Here is an 18,342-nt window from a genome sequence, read left to right as displayed (position 1 = left end):
TTTGTTGTCCTTTTATTTACGCATTATCGGCAAATGTTGCTGTAATTTCGTCTTGCTCATCAACAGCTAACGTTAAAATGTCTGGCATGTCTTCTTCTGCCATAAATTCTAAAATTGATTTGGCTATCCCTGGCAGTATTTGCTGTTCAATGACCGCATTGACCATACGTGCACCGCTGTCAGAAAGCGTGCATTGAGTGGTTAGCTTTTCAAGCACACTGGCATCTACACGTAACTGCATTTTATGGTTTTCGTGTAAACGATTAGCGATGGCTTCGAGTTTTAAGCTAACAATTGACTGTAATGCATCAGAGTCGAGTGCTAAGTAAGGAATAACCTGCATTCGGGCTAATAAAGCGGGTGCAAAAAAAGCAAGTAATTGAGGTTTTATTAAATCCGTAAGCGCGCCAATAGTAGGCACTGACCAAGCTGTTCCGTCTTCGTTAATGGGCGCTTGCGCTGGATTGAGGGCTTCGTTAATTGCCGCTTCGTGCTCAGTTTGTTGCGACTCTTCGTCGTCCTCTTTTGGACTTAAGTCTATTACCGTAGGTGGTGTGCAGGCGTCAATTAGCTCAGCAGAGCCTAAGTTAGATGTCATGATAATAACGGTGTTTTTAAAGTCTATTTCGCGCCCTTCACCATCGCGCATGCTGCCACGCTCAAACACTTGGTAAAACATATTCATCACGTCTTTATGCGCTTTTTCTACTTCATCGAGCAAAATAACAGAGTACGGGCGCTGTCTTACGGCTTCGGTTAACACACCGCCTTCGCCGTAACCTACATACCCTGGTGGTGAACCTTTAAGCTGCGACACAGTATGTGACTCTTGGTATTCACTCATGTTTATTGTGGTTAAAAATTTGTCTCCACCAAATAACTGTTTAGCTAAACAACGCGCTGTTTCTGTTTTACCTACACCCGATGGACCCGCTAATAAAAATACGCCAAGCGGACCTTCATCGTTACTTACACCTGCTTTACTTACTCTGAGCGTTTGCGCAATTTTTGCAATCCCCGCCTGCTGACCTATTACTTCTTGGCCTATGGTGGCTTCTAAATTAATCAAATTACTAATTTGATCTTTAACCATTGCTCCTACTGGCACGCCGGTCCACTGTGAAATAATTTGCGCAACGGCATCGGCATCTACTTCACTAAATAAACCATTGTCTTGCGTATTTTGTTCTTTAAGTGACTGGCGAAGCATTAATAACGATTCGCTATCAAGGTCTTTATCGTTTGCTTGTTTTATTTCATTAATTTGGCTTAAGGTTGATATTTGCGATTCGCGCGAGTGTGTCAACTCAGCTAATTTACTTTGGGCATTAACTAACTCTTCTACTAGGTGCGTTAGTTTATCTTGATCTACCGCCAAGCCTTGGCCTAACTCTATATTTAGGCTATTTATTCTGGTTTCTAAATAATTTATGTGTTCACGTTCTGCTTCTATTGCTGCAGGGTCTGTCGCAAACGACATACGCACACGCGCCGCAGCGGTATCAAGTACATCAATGGCTTTGTCTGGTAAATAGCGCCCTGTTATGTAACGCGAAGATAAAACCACAGCCGCTTCAATAGCGTCATCGGTTATTTGAATATTATGATGCTGCTGGTATTTGTCTTTTAAGCCTGCAAGCATAAGCTGAGCCGCTTGCTCTGTGGGCTCATCAACTTTAATAAGCTGAAAACGACGTTCTAATGCAGCATCACGTTCAAAGTATTTTTTATACTCGCTCCACGTTGTTGCAGCTACAGTTCTGAGCTCACCACGAGCTAGCGCCGGTTTTAATAAGTTTGCAGCGTCACTCATGCCCGCATCGCCACCAGCACCTATAAGCGTATGTGCTTCATCAATAAACATAATGATTGGCGTTGAGGAGTTTTTTACTTCATCAATCACGGCTTTTAAGCGGCGTTCAAATTCGCCTTTAACACCCGCTCCTGCTTGTAGTAACCCCATATCAAGCACTAAAAGGCGAACACCTTGTAGGTCTTGTGGTACTTGGCCATCAACAATGCGTTGTGCAAACCCTTCTACAACCGCAGTTTTACCAACACCTGGATCACCTACCAAAATAGGGTTGTTTTTTCTGCGACGGCATAACACATCTACCATCATTCTAATTTCGTCATTACGGCCCAGTACAGGATCTATTTTTCCCTGTTCTGCTTTAGCCGTTAAATCTTCACAGTACTCATCAAGTGCAGCACTGTCGTTTGAGTTTTCTGATTTATTGGCTGATTGTGATTTAGCTGCAGGGTTTAAACGCTCAGACGATTGCTGACATATTTTGTCCAAGTTTTCGGCTAAAAAGCGTGAGTCAATTTTATCAAGTAGTGCTGGTAGCTGAAGCACTGGGCTGTAAGGTAACAATTCAGTTAAAGAGTCAACTAGAGCAGCACCCGTTATAAAATCACTCTTATGCTGAACATTTGCACTTAACCATGCGCGCTCTAGCCATTCGTATAAACGACGCGAAAATGTAGGCTTACTTTGGTTACCCGCTGGCTGCCTATTTAAAAAGTCTAGTAACTCATGCCAAACAGCATCTTGATTAACATTAAAAAAATGAAAAATGTGCTCAAGATCACCATTACTGCCCTCTTCCATTAGTTTAATAAGCAAATGCTCTGGAAGTACTTCAAAGTGACTGCGGCTACTGGCAAAACCTGCAGCTGATTCAAGTGCAGTAGCAGTATGGCCATTTAATTTATCTATAAGTTGTTTTATGCCTTTAGCATCCATTTTTTTATCCTTAATTCCTTAGTGTTTATACTGTTGATGGCTGTAGCTATGAGTTGTTGTATTTGCAGCTGCTGCCCCTAAATATGAATTATGTCCTAGTACTAACGATTGCTGACCAATGAGCTGCTCTGAAACAGCGTCATTTGCTACTTTTATTTGGCATACCCACTCAACATTGCTTGGTAAATGCGCACTAAGCAAAGCGGCCATTTTTATTCCTTCTTCACTCCTTGGTGAAAGGCTTATGGCTACATCGCTACTGACTGGCCCTATATCAATTGTTAAAACACTACCGCTAACCAACACCTGAGTTCCCAATACAGCAGAATTGCCCAATACCATTTGGTTTTCTTCGCCTATTGCGCTTGGGGTATCTACGTGTTGCCAATTGGCTCGTGTATCGTCAACTTTTAATGTGTCTATGTTTAAGCTGTGCTTAAGTAGTTGCGCTAAACCCGCTGCACTTGTTTGCTTTAAGCTTGCAATGCCACACTGAATTTTTTGATCTGTTTTACCTAATAAAATAGATTTAACTAAATCATCAAATTGATTCGCGCCTCTGCCTGCAATATTAATTTGAGACTTTTTCCAAGCCTGAAATAACTGACAATACAAAACATGATTAAAAATATCTAAAAACTGGCGTACTCGATCACCGCTTTGCTCATCACTTGCTGCTTGCTCTAACACGTAATGGGGCATGGGCGCGTCTACGCCATATAAACCCAAAAATGACGTCGATAAACTGAGTTTTCCTCTACCTTCGTTTTCTAAAACACATTCGCGAACATCGGTTGCAGGAAAACCCAGTTCTTTGTGTGATTTAAAAACAACACGGCTACTTATGCCATGATCAAGCTCTTGCGGCGCAGCCCAGTGTTTTTCTATTAGGCTCATTGCTTTAAATAAATTAAAGCGCCAGGGTTCAGCAATTAAGCCCTCAATCGCTGGGGGTAATTTAGACCAAACAGGATGTACGTAATTGCTTGACGAATTCATAGCTGGTAACTCTTACCCGGCTCAATATCCCAACACCACGACTTATAGCTTGGAATTGCGTTAACTCGCGTTTGTACGCTTTCGTTTATAGGTGCGTACATCAAAAAAAACTCGTGCAGTACATTACAAAAGTGGTATAGGTCTGCGTCTCCAACAAACTTGCTTTCATCAATATCAATTAGTACGTCAACCCCTTTGATAAAAATGCCTCGCTTAATTTGACTGATAGGCGTTGCTGATATTTTTAAAATACTTTCAATTCTTAATCGGTTTTCGGCCTTATTTGACCAATCAAATAATACAAGCAACCTTTTAAGTTCAGTTACTTGCGTAATTTGAGAAAATTTTACGTTTAAAAGGCTAATAAGCTGCCAGTGTTTTGGCTGACTTGGGCATGCTAAGTAGTTTGTTGGGCGAATAACATTTTTAACATCAACAATATTGGGCATATCTTTGCCCCCTTCATTTAAATCGCCTTCTTGTAGTAATTGACGCGGCCAACCTGCATTAAATGCAGTTAAATCAATCGATAGCGTTTCTTTTTCGTCGTTTAAATTAAATGGTAGTTGTAAGTAATGCGTTGGTGCCGCAGCGCCTACATCTTTAGTTAGCACGGTAAATAGCTTTTTTTCGTCTTCAAATACACTTTGGTAGCGGGGGGTGTATTCGTGAGTTTGACCTGTTACCGAATTACGCCCTGCTACTTCGTCAACGGTATAGCTAAAAACATGATCGGTGCGTGCTTGATCCGCGCTTATCATGTAATCGGTTCTATTAGGTTCTATTTTTATTGGCTCTGCTGCTTGGCTAAACAAGTTAATAGCGGGTACGCAATTTATTAGTATATTTTCTTTACTTAATTGGTGTCCCGGAGGAAGCTTTTTATCCCCTCTGAATACAATTTCAAACCGGTCTATATGCTCAGGAAACTCTTCATTTTTTAAACCATCAAAACTTAAAAAGTAAAAACGATCTTTGGCATTAAAGTAATCAAGTAATAAAGCATACCCTGGGTGGCTTTTAGCCGCGCTAGGAAGTAATGCGCCGTCAATATCTAAATAACTGGCATTACACCCTTTTGCCTTAAGCTTTTTATTATATTCAAAGTGATTGGCACCAAAGTCGAGTTCGGCCTGTTTATTAGGTGTTTTTAGTAATTGAAATAATGCGCTACATAAAGGTGTATCACCGCGCAAATAAAAGTTAAGTGTAGATAAATCAAAGTTACTACGCTCACCTTGGCATACAAATTTGAGTCCAATTCTTAGCTCGGCACCCAAATGCGACTCTTGATATTGCACATGCTCAACATCTAAAGGCACAACATCTAAACTGTGCGTGGTCGTAAATATAATTTTTTTGCCATCCGACTTAGCTGTTGGCGGGTTTAACTGCAACCCCTTATCAATAGTGTGCGTTTTTTGCATTGCTAATTTAGGAGAAAACTGCACCACCGTACTGGAAGGAAAATAACTTAACAAAATAGGACACAGCTGACGCAACACCTGCTCAGATACCTCTGGCACAGATTCATCTAAGCGTTTTTGAGTATGCGCCGTTAAATAAGCAACCCCCTCTAATAAACGCTCAATATGCGGGTCTCTGTCTTTTAATGCATCAATATTAAGCATACCTGCGTGCTCAGGATAAAACTGAGCAAATTGCTTGCCAGCCTGAGTAAGTAAGCGCATTTGTGCATCAAAATATTGCTGCATTCATCAATCCTTTTGAACTACATTAGTTATTATTTTTTGCGTGCTGTATAACATCTGCTTTACCGCCCGACTCAAACCGCGTATTTAGCTTAATACTTTGTCCACTGGTTAGAAAAGCTTGTATATCGAGCCTAATTACACAGTTGTCTTCTTTAATTTCGACCGGTGTTACATTTGCATAGCGAACGCGGGGTTCGTATTTTTCTATCAATTTTTTAACTTCAAACGCTAATGTGTGTTGCGAATAAGGAAGCCCTTCGTAAATATCTTCTACATCGGGTAAGCCATAGTCGGTTAAGTGCTTTAAAACGCCTCTGCGGGCATTTAAAAGCTCATTTAAATGTTTGCACACACTGGCTTGCTCATCAGTTTCAAAGCCCTGATGACCATTGCGAATAACGGGTTGAGTTAAAAAATCGAATAACGCCATATTTGGATCTCAATAAAAGGATATGCTTTCGCATATCCTTAATAAGTACTGACTAATTAACGACCTTCAGTCCAAGAGTCAGAGAACTCGATGTTGCCATCTAAGTAAGTCCAAGTAATGCGCTTGTAACGTAGGCAAACTGTTTCAAGGTGCGGGTAACGCTCCTTGTCTAAGTCTTTAACGTTGTGCATTGTTGGTGAGATTGAAGTGATTTTTACGTCTTCCAACTTGTGGCAGAAATATTCACGCTCAGTCCCTGTGTCATCAATACGGTACCATTTAAGCTCAAGTTGCTTAAGTGTTTGACCGTTTGAACACGCTTTGTACAAGTACGGTGTAGATGCATCAACCGCTTTTGTAATAACAAAAGGTTCATGCTTACGAGTACCTGTAAGTTCACCAGTATCATTATCCGTAGGGATACGAAGCTCATGATCAAAGTGTAGGATCTCAATTGAACCTTCACGTTCTGCAACTGTTACAGAACCTTTGATGTCATTACCTTGGTCATCCTTTAACCACATGTACGCTGGAATTGCCATTTCATTATTCTCCTTTTAGAATGAAGTGTTTCCTGTTAGTTGGCATTGGCATAAACATCACTGTTTATGCCCCCCAAAAAGCCCTCTGCTTCATGCCACTGGGGAATATGTCCCAAGTTGGGTGCAACCAACTTGGGGCAACTTTTCAGACCATTAGTCTATATTCTTTAAGTACACCAACCAGCTACTCACCAAATTGACGTATTTACACTATAAAGTCTGCGTTAAATGCGTTTCATCGGCGGCTTGGCAGTTCATTTTTCGCCAGGCATCTGCCCTACTAGCGCTAAACGAACGTCAATTCCTTCAACTTGGAAATGCGGCACAATATAGGTACTTACGCGGTAGTAACCCGGGTTACCCGGAATTTCTGACACGGTTACTTTTGCATCTTTTAACGGATGCGTTGCAATAAGTGACTCATCTGGGTTATTCATTTTAGTTACCAAAGCGCCTAGCCAATCATTTAGCTGCTGCTCTAGTTCATGACGCGGCTTGCTCGAACCAATGTTTTCGCGCTGTAAAACCTTTAAGTAGTGCGCTATGCGCGACACTAAGAAAATATAAGGTAAACGCGAGTTAATGCGTGCATTTGCTGTTGCTTCACTGGTTTCAAGTACTTGTGGCTTTTGTGCACTGTTAGCAGAGAAGAAACACGCAAAATCTGAATTTTTATAGTAACTAAGTGGAATAAACCCTTGGTTAGCAAATTCAAGCTCTTTCGTTTCAGAAATAAGCACTTCGGTAGGTATTTTAGTTTCAGACCCTTTACCTGCTTCAAACGAGTGAAGAGGAAGGTTTTCAACTTTACCACCCGATTGCGGACCACGAATATTTACAGCCCAACCGTTGTCATGGAAACTACGAATAATATTGGCTGCAAATGCAAACGTAGCATTACCCCATAAGTAGCGCTCATGGTGCTGTGCGTTAACATCTTCTTGGTAATTAAAGTTACGAAGAGGATTTGTTTCACCGTATGGTAAACGCAGTAAAAATCGTGGGAATGCTAGGCCAATGTAGCGAGAGTCTTCTGATTCGCGGAAGTTTTTCCAACGAAGAAACTCCGCACGCTCCATGTAAGAACCTAAATCTTGAATTTTTGATACTTCTTCAAGTGAATCTTTCAAGAAAAATTTAGGACCAACGCTCCCCATAAATGGACAGTGAGCCGCCGCTGAAACACGCGATATTTCTTGTAGTAACGAAACATCTGGTGCAGAACAATCAAACTCAAAGTTAGATACCATGGTTGATACAGGCTCGCCACCCGGCGTGTCGTAGTCTGACGTGTATACGTGTTTGTATAACGCAGATTGTGTTGTATCTGGCGCTTCTTCAAAGTCGTCTCTTAATGTTTCTTTATCAACATCAAGCATTTCAATTTTAATATTTGCGTTATTAGGCGTGTGGTTAATTAAATAACGAAGTGAACGCCAAGCTGATTCCATTTTTTGAAAGCTTGGGTTATGTAATATTTGGTCTAACTGCTGAGAGATAATTGTATCTACTTTTGCAATGTAATCATCTAAAAGCAGTTTATCTATGCGCGTTACTTCTTGATCGCTGCTACCGGCCATATCTAAAAATACGTTAATAGCTGCTGTTAAGCGCTCATTAGCACGTGTTTCAGCAAGGTTGCTGGCGTCTCTGAATGAGTCTAGTTTAATTTCATCTGCAACAGGTGAAATATCAACCATTCCACAAATGCTTTCGTAGGTAGATAAAGCAGCTTGCTCTGTCGTATGTGCAGCTACATTTAATTGTTCTTGCATTGACATGGTAACCTCCTTATTCCGTTACGGGTTGTTTTTCTTCTTCAGACGCAAGTGGTGCAATTTCGTCAAGTTTTGCTTTTAGTTCATCAAGTTCAGGCTGATTTTGTAATACACGCTCAAGCTCTTTACGCAGTGATGAGTTGTCTAATAAGTTAGATTTAAGATCACGTAGTAAATTACGCATTGCCATCATTTTATTAAGTTCAGGCACCTGTGCTGCAACCGACTCAGGATCAAACGATTTAAAAGAGTCAAACTCAAGGTTAACGTTAATTTCGCCGTCGCCTTTAATTTTGTTAGCAACCTGAAAGTTAGCTTTAGGCGCCATATCTTTTAGCACTTGCTCAATGTTATTTTTATTAATTGTTACTCGCTCGCGCTCAGAAAGCTCTTGGCTATTTTGACCATTTGAATAGTCACCAATCACTAACATTTTTAACGGTAATTCACTTTTTTGCGAAGCGCCGTCTGTATCAAGCTCTAACGAAATATTGATCCGAGCTCGTGGGATCTCTTTTTGAAATGTATCACTCATGTTTTTTCCTTTGCAGTTTGGTTATCTACCGTCTCAATTCCAATTAAACCTCGACATATTAGTCAGGCCCTTGTAACTAAACCCAACTTAATGCTTGTGCGGGATCAGTTACCATCATTTGCTGACTAATATGTTTAGCAGCTAAACTCATTTCATCTTCTGGCGTTTGTGACAAACTTGCATAACACTGCTTGGAGAATCGCCATACTTCCATGCAAAAACATTGTTGCCATTGCGCTAAATCGTGCGCGTTTATTTGTTCAAGTAATACATTTAATAAAGACAAAGCATGTTCATAGTGCTCAGCCTTTATTAATAATTTTGACTTTAATAACTGTGCTTGCGCTTTATCAAAAGCATTTAAAATGGTTATTTCATCTACTTTTTTTAACGCACTCGACAACTGACCTTTTTCAACTTCCTCGACTAACTCAACGTATTGCTCATCAAATAAGTTACTTTGTGCACTGGTGGAGTCAGTATTGAATGAATTAGCAAGCTCTCTTATAAATTCTTTATTAACGGGTGAACAAAGCGCACTGCTATCGTCGTACTGCAGTGATGTTAAAGCCGGAAACTGCTCGTTTAAATTAACAAGCTGTTGCTCTAACCAATGAACAAGGTGTCCTTTGTTTAGTTTTTTTAAAGCATTTAATGTAAGAATTTGCAGATTTAAATTAAATTGCATAGCACCTTCCATAAATAAGCCTTCAGCTAAATTTAAGGCTTGCTCTGGTTGGTCGCTCGCCAAGGCATTTTCAATAGGGGCGAATGCGGCTGCACGCGGAGCTGGGAGGCGTGTTTTACCATTTTCATTTGCAGGTAAAGATAATTTAGTCCACCGTGCTGCACGTGATAATTTCACTACGCGTTCAATGTTATTTTGCTCTTTGTCAAAGTTTAATAACTGCCTGATAGCCGCTAAATATGCGGTATCTGATGCTATATCGTTAGTATTTACAGTAACTTGAGAACGCGCGGGTGCTGCATTTGTAATTGGCTCATCAGCCTTAGGCGCACTTTGCACAGCATTATTAACTGTCGTTTGTTCGGGCTCTTGTACTGGCTCAACTTTTTTAGGCTCAACAATGGGTACCGGGTTGCGTTTTTCTTGCTCGTGAGCCCAATCGTTTAATGTTGATAATGGGCCTGACTCACTATCAAGCACAGCAACACATTGCTCGTTATATTGTTTTAATGCAGCAACAAGTTCAGGCCATTGCTCTGGGTTAGTATTGTGTCCTTGGGCAACACCTTTTAAACGCTCTTGCTGCTGTAAGAACCAGGTATTTACCGCACTTCGCATTCTTGCTTTTAGCGGGTGCACTTCGTCGGGAAAGGTGGTTAATAAACGATTAAACAATAAAAGCGTATGGGTGAGGCCAGTCACACCAAACTCACTGGTTGCCGCAAGTGCCAAATAACTCACAATACGCAGATCTTTACTTTGCGTATTAATAAGATCGGTTGCTTGAATAAACATCATTTTAAAGTCAACTTCACCCACTCCAGAGGAAGAGGCTTTTAATGCTTTAAATGTTTCTTCGTACTTTAAATCTTCACCACATTTGTTTCCTAAAAGTGGCGAACTCAAAGCCTCAAGCCATTCAATCCATGTGGTGTGCGTATGCGGTGCTTTTAAACTCATGATTTACACCAACGGCGAAGCGCGTCATATACACTTACATTATCCATATCAGCAAAATTAAGTGTTTGTGATGATGGTTGTTTTTCGACTTTTAGGTTGCATAAATCAATAATATCGTTCGATTTTTTATCGCACTCCCACACACTATTAAAGTACGAGGCTGGAATAGGCCTACAAAAAATAGTTAAGCTAGGAGATTGGTTTTCATCACCTAATTGATAAAAAAACCAAGGTTGCCAATTATGATCTGCCACCATTGAGGCGACTAAGTGCAACCAAAAACCAGCTACTAATGCACTTTCGTGCGTAAAGCGAGGCATAGGTAAACGAATACCAAATTGGCTTCTTAAGCAGCCTCTATTGGCAATAGATTTTAAAACGATTGAAAGCTCTTCAATAAGAATTGCGCGTTTAGCAATATCATTTATTTCTAAATGATCCCAAAAAACACTCATCGGAATTGTTCTGAGTTTGTCTAACTCTTGAGTTAAATTTGGTTGCTGTTTAAGCGAATTAGCTACCAAGTTATAACCCTGAGCCTTTTGCTCCATCTCATTAATATTTGACGCATTTTTAATATTTTCATTCACACCCAATAGGCGTTCAATTACTTGGCTTGCAAATAAAAACAAAAAAGCAGGATGACGTTTATACGTTTCTAAACCGCTGTGCACAAATGAGCTAAATGGGTAAAAACGACCGCTGCTGTCAGTACTCGGTTGTAGTACCCCGAGTAAACCACCATCGTCTGCATTACCCGAAATAAAAAACAACGATTTACATCCATTTAAATGATGAGTATCGCTTGCTTTTCGACCTCTATTTAAATGCGCAAACCCTTCTTGTAGCCAATGATCAAAAGAGACTGACTCACGCGATGAAATATTAAGCTTTACAAAATCTGGCCTAATGGGTGTCTTACCCATAAAACCAAATGCATGTTGCTTTACTAGGGTCGGTGTTTTCTTTTTAGTAAATAAATTAAACATTGGTCAGCCGCCTATTGCATCGTTCGCGACTGCGATTGAGCCAACGTTGGCGCTTGTGAGAACAAGTTGCTAGGAAGCGCAAACGACGTAAGCATGTACTTAGAAAATATACCGCTGTTGCGTCCTGATTTAAGAGAAAACTGCACCGTAAGCGGCTCTTCAGATTTATCTTTTAACTCCCATGTTGCTAAAAATTCAGTACCTTTAATCCATTTAACATTGGCTGAGTTAAGTACTTTTAATAACGCCCATGGGCCATCTTGTGCAATTGAGATTCTGCGCCCTTTATTATCAAGGCCATACAACACTGCTTTTTCTGCAGCACCGCGCCCTGGCCATGAAAAGTTACGCCACTCTTCTGGTTCATTTCGGTAACGGTATCCCTGCTCGCTAAAGCCTAAATAAGTTTCACGAATACCTCTAACTGGCACAGGCATCATTTGGAATGTAAACCCTGCGCTATCCGCTCCATTTACAAATAACGAACGCGTTACTTTAGTTGCCTTAGTTAACCCATCTAATAATTGAGGGCTAAAACCAATGCCAACACCATTCCATTGTTTTTCTTCCCAAACACCACGACGAACTTTCATAAACGGTTTAAGTTGCGTATTTATAAAGCCCCATAAAATGCCCGTTTCAGCGTTTAAAAATTCTGAAACATCAGCAATTGCCGCATCAGGCCCCGTTAAATTAAACGGATACTTGCCAGCTAAACTGCTGTTATACATAGTGTAAACTTGATTTTCCCACTCTTGATTTAACTGAGTCCGGGCTTTAGCCATAATCGTTGCAATACCCGCATGAAGCGGCGCTTTAAACAAGGCATCTAACGTTTCTTTAGTTTGCGGGTCAAGCGCGCGAGTTTGGCTTTCAATAATAATCCACGACGACTGCAATGCATTACTTTGGCTATTACCAGAGAGTAGCTCTTGAGCAAAAATCATCGCTTGCGCGTCATCTTCATTGCTGGCGGCCATTGCCTTAATATCAGAATGAATACTGCTTAACGAACTAATATATTGCCTTAAGTAGTCTGATGAGTTTTCTTGAGCGTTTGCCTGTGCAAAACGTCTTAAATCAGCAAAGCGGCTTTCAAGTTCTGGCGCTCTAACAGTACTGATCTGCGTAATTGTTGGTGTGTTTAGCGCTAATTTATTAGCAACATCTGACGCTGTTTTACCGATTGATGCTTGGCTTTTAAGTGGCGCATCTGCCGGCGTAATATTGTCACTCACTAATTTCATTAGGTCATTAAAAGGGCCGTCCATTGACGAAAGGCGCGCAAAATCAATACTGGCGTCATTTAAATCTCTAAAAGCTGGCATTTTCACGCTATCAAGAAACTCAAACCACGTGTTGCCATAATCTTTAAAGTAATAGGCGCGCATTGCTTTAGCTAGCGTTTCAGCTTGTGCTTCATCTACCACATTTTGCCCCGAGTCATTACTTGTTCCCATAACCCAATCGCCAGAAAACACTAAACGAGAAATACGTTTAATTTCTGGAAAAACATATTCTTCCCAGCCTAAATTTGTGTATACGTAAGGTATTTTGTATTTACTTTTGAACACATCACGATTTTTAGAAGCCATAAAGTTATTCAAAAGTAGTGGCTTTTTACGCTCAGCAAAGCTTGTAATAACTTGTTGATATAGCGGGAACGCCTCAGGCTGGGTGTTTAGGTTTTCACGCGCTAACGCGATAGAGGTTTCGTTAGATTGCCAAAAAACAATGTTACCTGGTTGCTCAATATCATTGCCCATATTTTCTAAATACATATCAACTAAACTACTTAGTTGAGTATAAATAGGTGCCTGCTCCTCGGCGTTTATGTCAATATTAAAGTGCTCTGCAATGAAGGTAAGTAACTGCTCCTTTGCAAATTCAGGTGACATGTTTTCAGGGTTAGTACTCATCATTAAATGCATTTTTAACGCATCATAGTAGGCTTGGCGTATGGTCGCTTTTGCCTCTTTTTCATCTTCTAACCACTGAGTTTCGTATTGTTTAATTTGAGTAAGTAAACGCTCTTCACCCGGGTAAGTAATAAGCTGGTTCATTTGGTTAAATAAAACATTAGCTACACTACCAAGTGTTTCGTCGCCTTCATAAATGCCAAAAATAAAATACCAAGGTAGAGAATCTTCGTAACTGCGCAATTGGCCATAATGATCGAACAATGCGAGCGTAGCTGCTAACTTTTGCTCATCTTTTGCTTTATTTACACTGGCTTCAACAACGGCTTTAACACGCGCTTCACCTTGATTTAGAAGTAACTGATTACTTGTGTAAGACGTAATTAATAAAGCCGTAATTGCTGCAATAGACGCTAACCCTGATGTAACTGTTAACCCTTTTAACCAACGCCCAACAAGACGTTTTTTTCTATTTCCACGAGTTAAATCTTGCAGTTTAAAAATAACATCGTTAAAAACACGGTTAATAAAGTAACTTTGCGTAATGCTTTCTTGTTTTTGCTCAACAATTACAGCCCCAAATTGATCTCTGACTCCGTTGGTTATACGCTCTATTGGCGTTCCCTCTTGTGTGCCTGATGTAAAGTAAACACCTGCAAACCAAGGAACCTCTTGATACGGGTTAGATTTAAATAACAAGTTTACAAATTCTGTAAGCTTGGTGGACGCTGATTTAAATTGATTAGGAAAATCTAAAATAAGTTGCTTACGATGTTCATTTCTTTCACGTGCAACCTTACTTAAACGTTGTTCACATAGGCGTTCGTACAGGTCTTGCATGCGAACTTCAAACATTTCAGCCGGATCATTTTTTTGATCTTCACTAATATCAAGTAAATAGGCACCAAACACTTGCTCGCGTTCTTGTTCAGACAGGTCACTAAAGAAGGGTTCAAAACCACTAATTAAATCGGTTTTTGTGAAGGTAATATACACAGGAAAAATAACACCTAGCTGTGTAATCAATTCTTCAATACGCTCGCGTACGAGCTTCACATGTTGACGAATTTCTTCGCTATCTGACGTTAAAACATCTGCCACACTAATGGCGACCATCACACCGTTAATTGGTAATTTAGGACGGTATTTTTTAAGTAAAGATAAAAAAGACAACCACTCTTTGTTTTCAGATTGCTCTGTGGTGTAACGACCTGCGGTGTCAATTAAAATGGCCTGATCTGAAAACCACCAATCACAATTACGAGTACCACCAAAGCCCTGAATATGCAGTTCGCTTGAGTTAGAATATGGAAAATGCAACCCTGAGTTTGCAAATAAAGTACTTTTACCCGCCGCAGAAGGGCCAATGATCATATACCAAGGTAATGCATATAATGCTGTGTTACCTCTGTAACCAGCTCCTAAATGAGACGCTTTTAAAGACCCCAATGCTTCTTGCATTTTATCTTTTATTTCATCAAGTTCAGCGCTAGAACCCGCATTATGACTAGCAAGCTCAGACGCTAATTTATCACCAGAACGTTTAGTCCATAACCAACGAATAAAAATAAACAGTATAAAAACAGCGGTAACGGCACCCATAGCAATAAGCTTTTTGTCAGTGGTGTCTAAACCCACCATACGACCGGCAAACCACACAATACTTAAAACGGCAATTAACCCAATTAACTGACCCGTTGCACGCGATGATACTAAGCCCAGTAAAAAATGGACTAAACCGCTTTTATTAACTCTTCCCTGCATTGTATTACCTATCGTGTTTCGTTGGTTTTGTTGAGCTGAGTCAGCACTTCAATTTGGTTATTTATTGTTTGTGTACTTTGGGTCGCTTGCTTACTGATAACGTAATGAAACCCAGCAAATAAAGAGGCAATCGATCCCAGACAAATTGATAAAATAACCCAATAAGGAATATTGCGGCCCACCTTCATTGCAAACCCTTCTGCAGGTACACCGTTTTCAGAAAGCTGAGCGCTGGGAGTGCCTTTTATGTCTTCAATTTGTGCTCTAACATCAACAATTAACGCTTTTAATTGCTCGATACCCTTAACTTTGTAAATACCTTCAAAACCAAGTTGCAAGCAAATATAGTAAACTTCTAAGGCAGCGAGTTTTTGCTCTCCCCCTGTTCTTAACTTACTTAAGCGCTCAAAAAACTCCTCGCCTGCCCGGTTATTACCAAAAAATTCAAGCTGCAGAGGTCGCGACATCCAATCCATTCTAAAATGTGCACCCGAGCTCATTACAAACTCATCGCACATTGCTGTTAATGCAAATTTAACTTCTTGCATTAAACTGGTTGTCACCTGCTGCGAATAGCAATTACGTTCGTATTCGTCAAAGCTAGCTAATAAGCTTTCTCTAAATTCTTCTAGCTCAACAGTAGTAGACTGCTTAAGTTTTAAAGGAGTGAGCGCATTGATCACCGGAGAGATGCACGCGACTAAATCTTGTTCTTGTTGTTTTTCTTGCATAATTTCAACTCAACGTTAACTGCGTGCAACGGTCACAATTTCTATTTGTGCACTTTGTAATCCAAATGGCACAAATAAACTTAATGACTGCTCTTCAATAATTTGTTGCCAAATAAACCCATGTGATTCAAGCCTAAAGTATTCATAACCACTTTTTATAGCCAGCTTATTAGGAGGGCGCTGGCAATGTGTTAGCTGAACACCAGCCAATGCCGACGAAATCATAATATCGAGTTTTTCGCTTGCACCTACTTTCACCTGTTCACTAAAGGTTTCAATCCATTTTGTGTCTTCTGATTCAAAATACACCGCGAGATAAAAGTCGTTATTTGTAAAGGTTGCAGAATCAATGGTTGCCACTTGGTAAATTGCATTTGATGTTTTTTCGAGTTTAAGCCCCACCATTTTCTTAGGTACTACACCCTCAAGTAAACGCGTTAACAACTCATCTAATTGGCCAAATACATTACTTAAATGCTTATGCTGATAAGGAGGAACCTGATTAACTAAATCACTGTGCTCAAACATTGAAACTGAACTAATTAAATCAACCAATTCGCAATACAAGCGTTCAGGATGAACTAAAGAAAGGTTTTTAAGATGATCTAACCGTTTAGCCGACGGCGCCATGGCATTAAGCAATAAAAATGTGTTCATTTCATTTGGGCCAAAGTCGGTCACCGAGCCATAATTTTTTCGTCTGCTTAAAAGCACGTTTACTTTTGCATTAACCAAATTTGCCGTTCTATTTAATAATTCAGTTAAATAAGACGAAGCTGTTATATTTAATAAAGGCGGCACAAACTGCTTATTTAAAATAAATGACCCATCATCTGCGCGCGCTATTTTTAAACAGGCAACCGTATCAAAATAGGTTTTAACGTCAGAATCAGACAACAGTATAAATTTAGGTTTCGCAATTAATACTTCGCGACTACGTGACGCATCGTGGTTATCTTCTAAATCAATATAATCTGCTTCGTAGGCGCTTAATTGGCCACTAGCTGCATAGCCCTCTATATTGCTTACTGTTTTATTTGCAGCAATAGCAATATAAATAACACTCTCTTCATGCGTATTATCGAGCTCCAGCTTTAGCTCTTCGTGCTGTTGGCGATCAAAATCTAATAAACGGCCATTTTCAAGCAGGAGTTTAAAGCTAATTACTTTTAAAATACCTCTGGCAAGAGACGATTCGTCAATAGAAAAATGCTCTAAGCCAAAAGCTAAAGGTGATGTAAGTGCATGGCGTACTATTTGACTCTGATCGTGGTAATCATCAAATAACTGAAAATGTTGCTGAGCCAGCAATACACCTTCAGCCCATACAGGCTTAGCGGGAGCTTTTAAGTTCATTACTCGGCCTTATCCACACCAGGTAGTTGCACTTCATTGTTAGTTACTAACACATCTAATGAGGTAGATAACTTAACCGGCCCATCAGCTAGCGGATAATATGCTTTCCAATTATCCCCATTGCGGTCTCTAAATAATGCAACAATCGCTACAAACTTGGCGTTTTCGGCCTGTTCAAACTTAATTTCAGACTTTTCTGAAGGGTGAATTGTGCGCTCTTCTAATGTAATTAAACTATTTGCTAATACTGATTTATCAGACTTCCACAACTCTTCAAACGTGGCTGTTTTAAATGTTTGTATATCAGACAATTGATAAACTTTTAATACAACTGGTAAAGCCTCATCAAACTGGTTTAAGTTTAAATTATCTGTTGCTTTAACATCTAAACTTACGTTAGTACTCATACAACCGGCTAAAATAAAACACAATGAAAAGCTCGTTATAACCTTTGTAATAAAGCGCATATTTACCTCATAATTATTTTTATTTAAATTAAAATTAGTTTCTGCACAGATTAGCTTCGTAAACTGGGCAAATTACTTTATTAAATCTATCGTTCGCACAATCAGACCACTTGTCACTTTTAAACAACCCTAAAAAACGTTTTGATTTACTTTTCTCTTGCGATTCAACTAATAAAGACTGAGTAACCACATCATCTATAGATGTAATTAATTTAGTATTTATTAAAGAAAGCTCTTTAATATAAATAGATACATCACCATTAATTAAAGTAACTTTTTCATTATCAACTGGGGGATTGTTTAAAAAAAAGAAAAAATGCTCTATGGACTTTTCTGAAAAAACACGATGGGCAGGAATACCCACTTGATCAAGTAAGGAGGATACACTTGTAGTCATTGACCAAGCCAAAGAGTACAAGCTATTTATTTGATTTATAAACTCTTTTCTATTCATAACAAGCTCCTTGTCATCAATTTTATTTAACCTCGTAGTACAAGGTTAGCATTCTGTCCATTTAATAAACGCAATAATACAAACTCCAAACAGGCATTGTCAACCTATATAAACCTTAATAAATAACATTAATAAAAACTTAAAATAAATAGAATAAAAACTCTAAAAACAAAAACTAATCAACATTTTGCAACAATAAACAACAATCCCCATTTTTGAAACAATCCAGAAAACAGGGATAATAAAATACACATATATATTATTAT

General features: G+C 39.5%; 14 protein-coding genes. All 14 read right to left on the bottom strand.

Going from position 1 to position 18,342, the window contains the following annotated elements:
• Positions 1–16: 16 nt before the first annotated feature.
• The 14 genes from tssH to AC27JL_RS04215 all read right to left on the bottom strand — a co-directional run bounded on the left by tssH (position 17) and on the right by AC27JL_RS04215 (position 18,076).
• Entirely contained in the window at positions 17–2,749 is a 2,733-nt protein-coding gene (gene tssH / locus AC27JL_RS04280; protein WP_487194890.1) for a type VI secretion system ATPase TssH, read from the bottom strand.
• An 18-nt stretch (positions 2,750–2,767) separates the two neighbouring features.
• Positions 2,768–3,748 (bottom strand): type VI secretion system baseplate subunit TssG, encoded by a 981-nt coding sequence (gene tssG / locus AC27JL_RS04275; RefSeq protein ID WP_006792578.1) that lies wholly within the window; start codon positions 3,746–3,748, stop codon positions 2,768–2,770.
• Entirely contained in the window at positions 3,745–5,463 is a 1,719-nt protein-coding gene (tssF, locus tag AC27JL_RS04270) for a type VI secretion system baseplate subunit TssF (RefSeq protein ID WP_008129942.1), read from the bottom strand. Before tssF ends, tssG begins: the two co-directional genes overlap by 4 nt.
• 22 nt (positions 5,464–5,485) lie before the next feature.
• A complete protein-coding gene (tssE, locus tag AC27JL_RS04265) occupies positions 5,486–5,893 on the bottom strand; it encodes a type VI secretion system baseplate subunit TssE (protein WP_006792576.1) in 408 nt (135 codons plus the stop codon).
• 56 nt (positions 5,894–5,949) lie between these two features.
• The gene (locus tag AC27JL_RS04260; RefSeq protein ID WP_006792575.1) at positions 5,950–6,435 is read right to left on the bottom strand and encodes an Hcp family type VI secretion system effector; all 486 of its coding nucleotides are present in this window, start codon (positions 6,433–6,435) and stop codon (positions 5,950–5,952) included.
• Positions 6,436–6,689: 254 nt separating this feature from the next.
• Positions 6,690–8,216 carry a type VI secretion system contractile sheath large subunit gene (gene tssC / locus AC27JL_RS04255; protein WP_006792574.1) on the bottom strand — a complete coding sequence of 509 codons (1,527 nt, stop codon included), beginning with the start codon at positions 8,214–8,216 and terminating at the stop codon, positions 6,690–6,692.
• A 10-nt stretch (positions 8,217–8,226) separates the two neighbouring features.
• Complete coding sequence (gene tssB / locus AC27JL_RS04250) at positions 8,227–8,748, bottom strand: type VI secretion system contractile sheath small subunit (RefSeq protein ID WP_006792573.1); 522 nt, start codon at positions 8,746–8,748, stop codon at positions 8,227–8,229.
• A 76-nt stretch (positions 8,749–8,824) separates the two neighbouring features.
• Positions 8,825–10,396, bottom strand: a complete 1,572-nt coding sequence (locus AC27JL_RS04245; RefSeq protein ID WP_487194888.1) for a type VI secretion system domain-containing protein — start codon at positions 10,394–10,396, stop codon at positions 8,825–8,827.
• Positions 10,393–11,385 carry a type VI secretion system-associated protein TagF gene (gene tagF / locus AC27JL_RS04240; RefSeq protein WP_487194887.1) on the bottom strand — a complete coding sequence of 331 codons (993 nt, stop codon included), beginning with the start codon at positions 11,383–11,385 and terminating at the stop codon, positions 10,393–10,395. Before tagF ends, AC27JL_RS04245 begins: the two co-directional genes overlap by 4 nt.
• An 11-nt stretch (positions 11,386–11,396) precedes the next feature.
• Positions 11,397–15,068, bottom strand: a complete 3,672-nt coding sequence (gene tssM, locus AC27JL_RS04235) for a type VI secretion system membrane subunit TssM (RefSeq protein ID WP_487194886.1) — start codon at positions 15,066–15,068, stop codon at positions 11,397–11,399.
• An 8-nt stretch (positions 15,069–15,076) separates the two neighbouring features.
• On the bottom strand, positions 15,077–15,799 hold the full coding sequence (gene icmH / locus AC27JL_RS04230; RefSeq protein WP_006792569.1) for a type IVB secretion system protein IcmH/DotU: 723 nt from the start codon (positions 15,797–15,799) through the stop codon (positions 15,077–15,079).
• A gap of 15 nt (positions 15,800–15,814) precedes the next feature.
• Complete coding sequence (gene tssK / locus AC27JL_RS04225) at positions 15,815–17,155, bottom strand: type VI secretion system baseplate subunit TssK (RefSeq protein ID WP_006792568.1); 1,341 nt, start codon at positions 17,153–17,155, stop codon at positions 15,815–15,817.
• A complete protein-coding gene (tssJ, locus tag AC27JL_RS04220) occupies positions 17,155–17,622 on the bottom strand; it encodes a type VI secretion system lipoprotein TssJ (protein ID WP_008129958.1) in 468 nt (155 codons plus the stop codon). Before tssJ ends, tssK begins: the two co-directional genes overlap by 1 nt.
• A 34-nt stretch (positions 17,623–17,656) precedes the next feature.
• Entirely contained in the window at positions 17,657–18,076 is a 420-nt protein-coding gene (locus tag AC27JL_RS04215) for a hypothetical protein (RefSeq protein ID WP_006792566.1), read from the bottom strand.
• Positions 18,077–18,342: the final 266 nt, after the last annotated feature.

The sequence above is a fragment of the Pseudoalteromonas sp. 4NS20-0020 genome, assembly GCF_057554385.1.
Note: the sequence above shows the minus strand (reverse complement) of the source record. Positions and strands in the feature narration are given on the sequence as shown.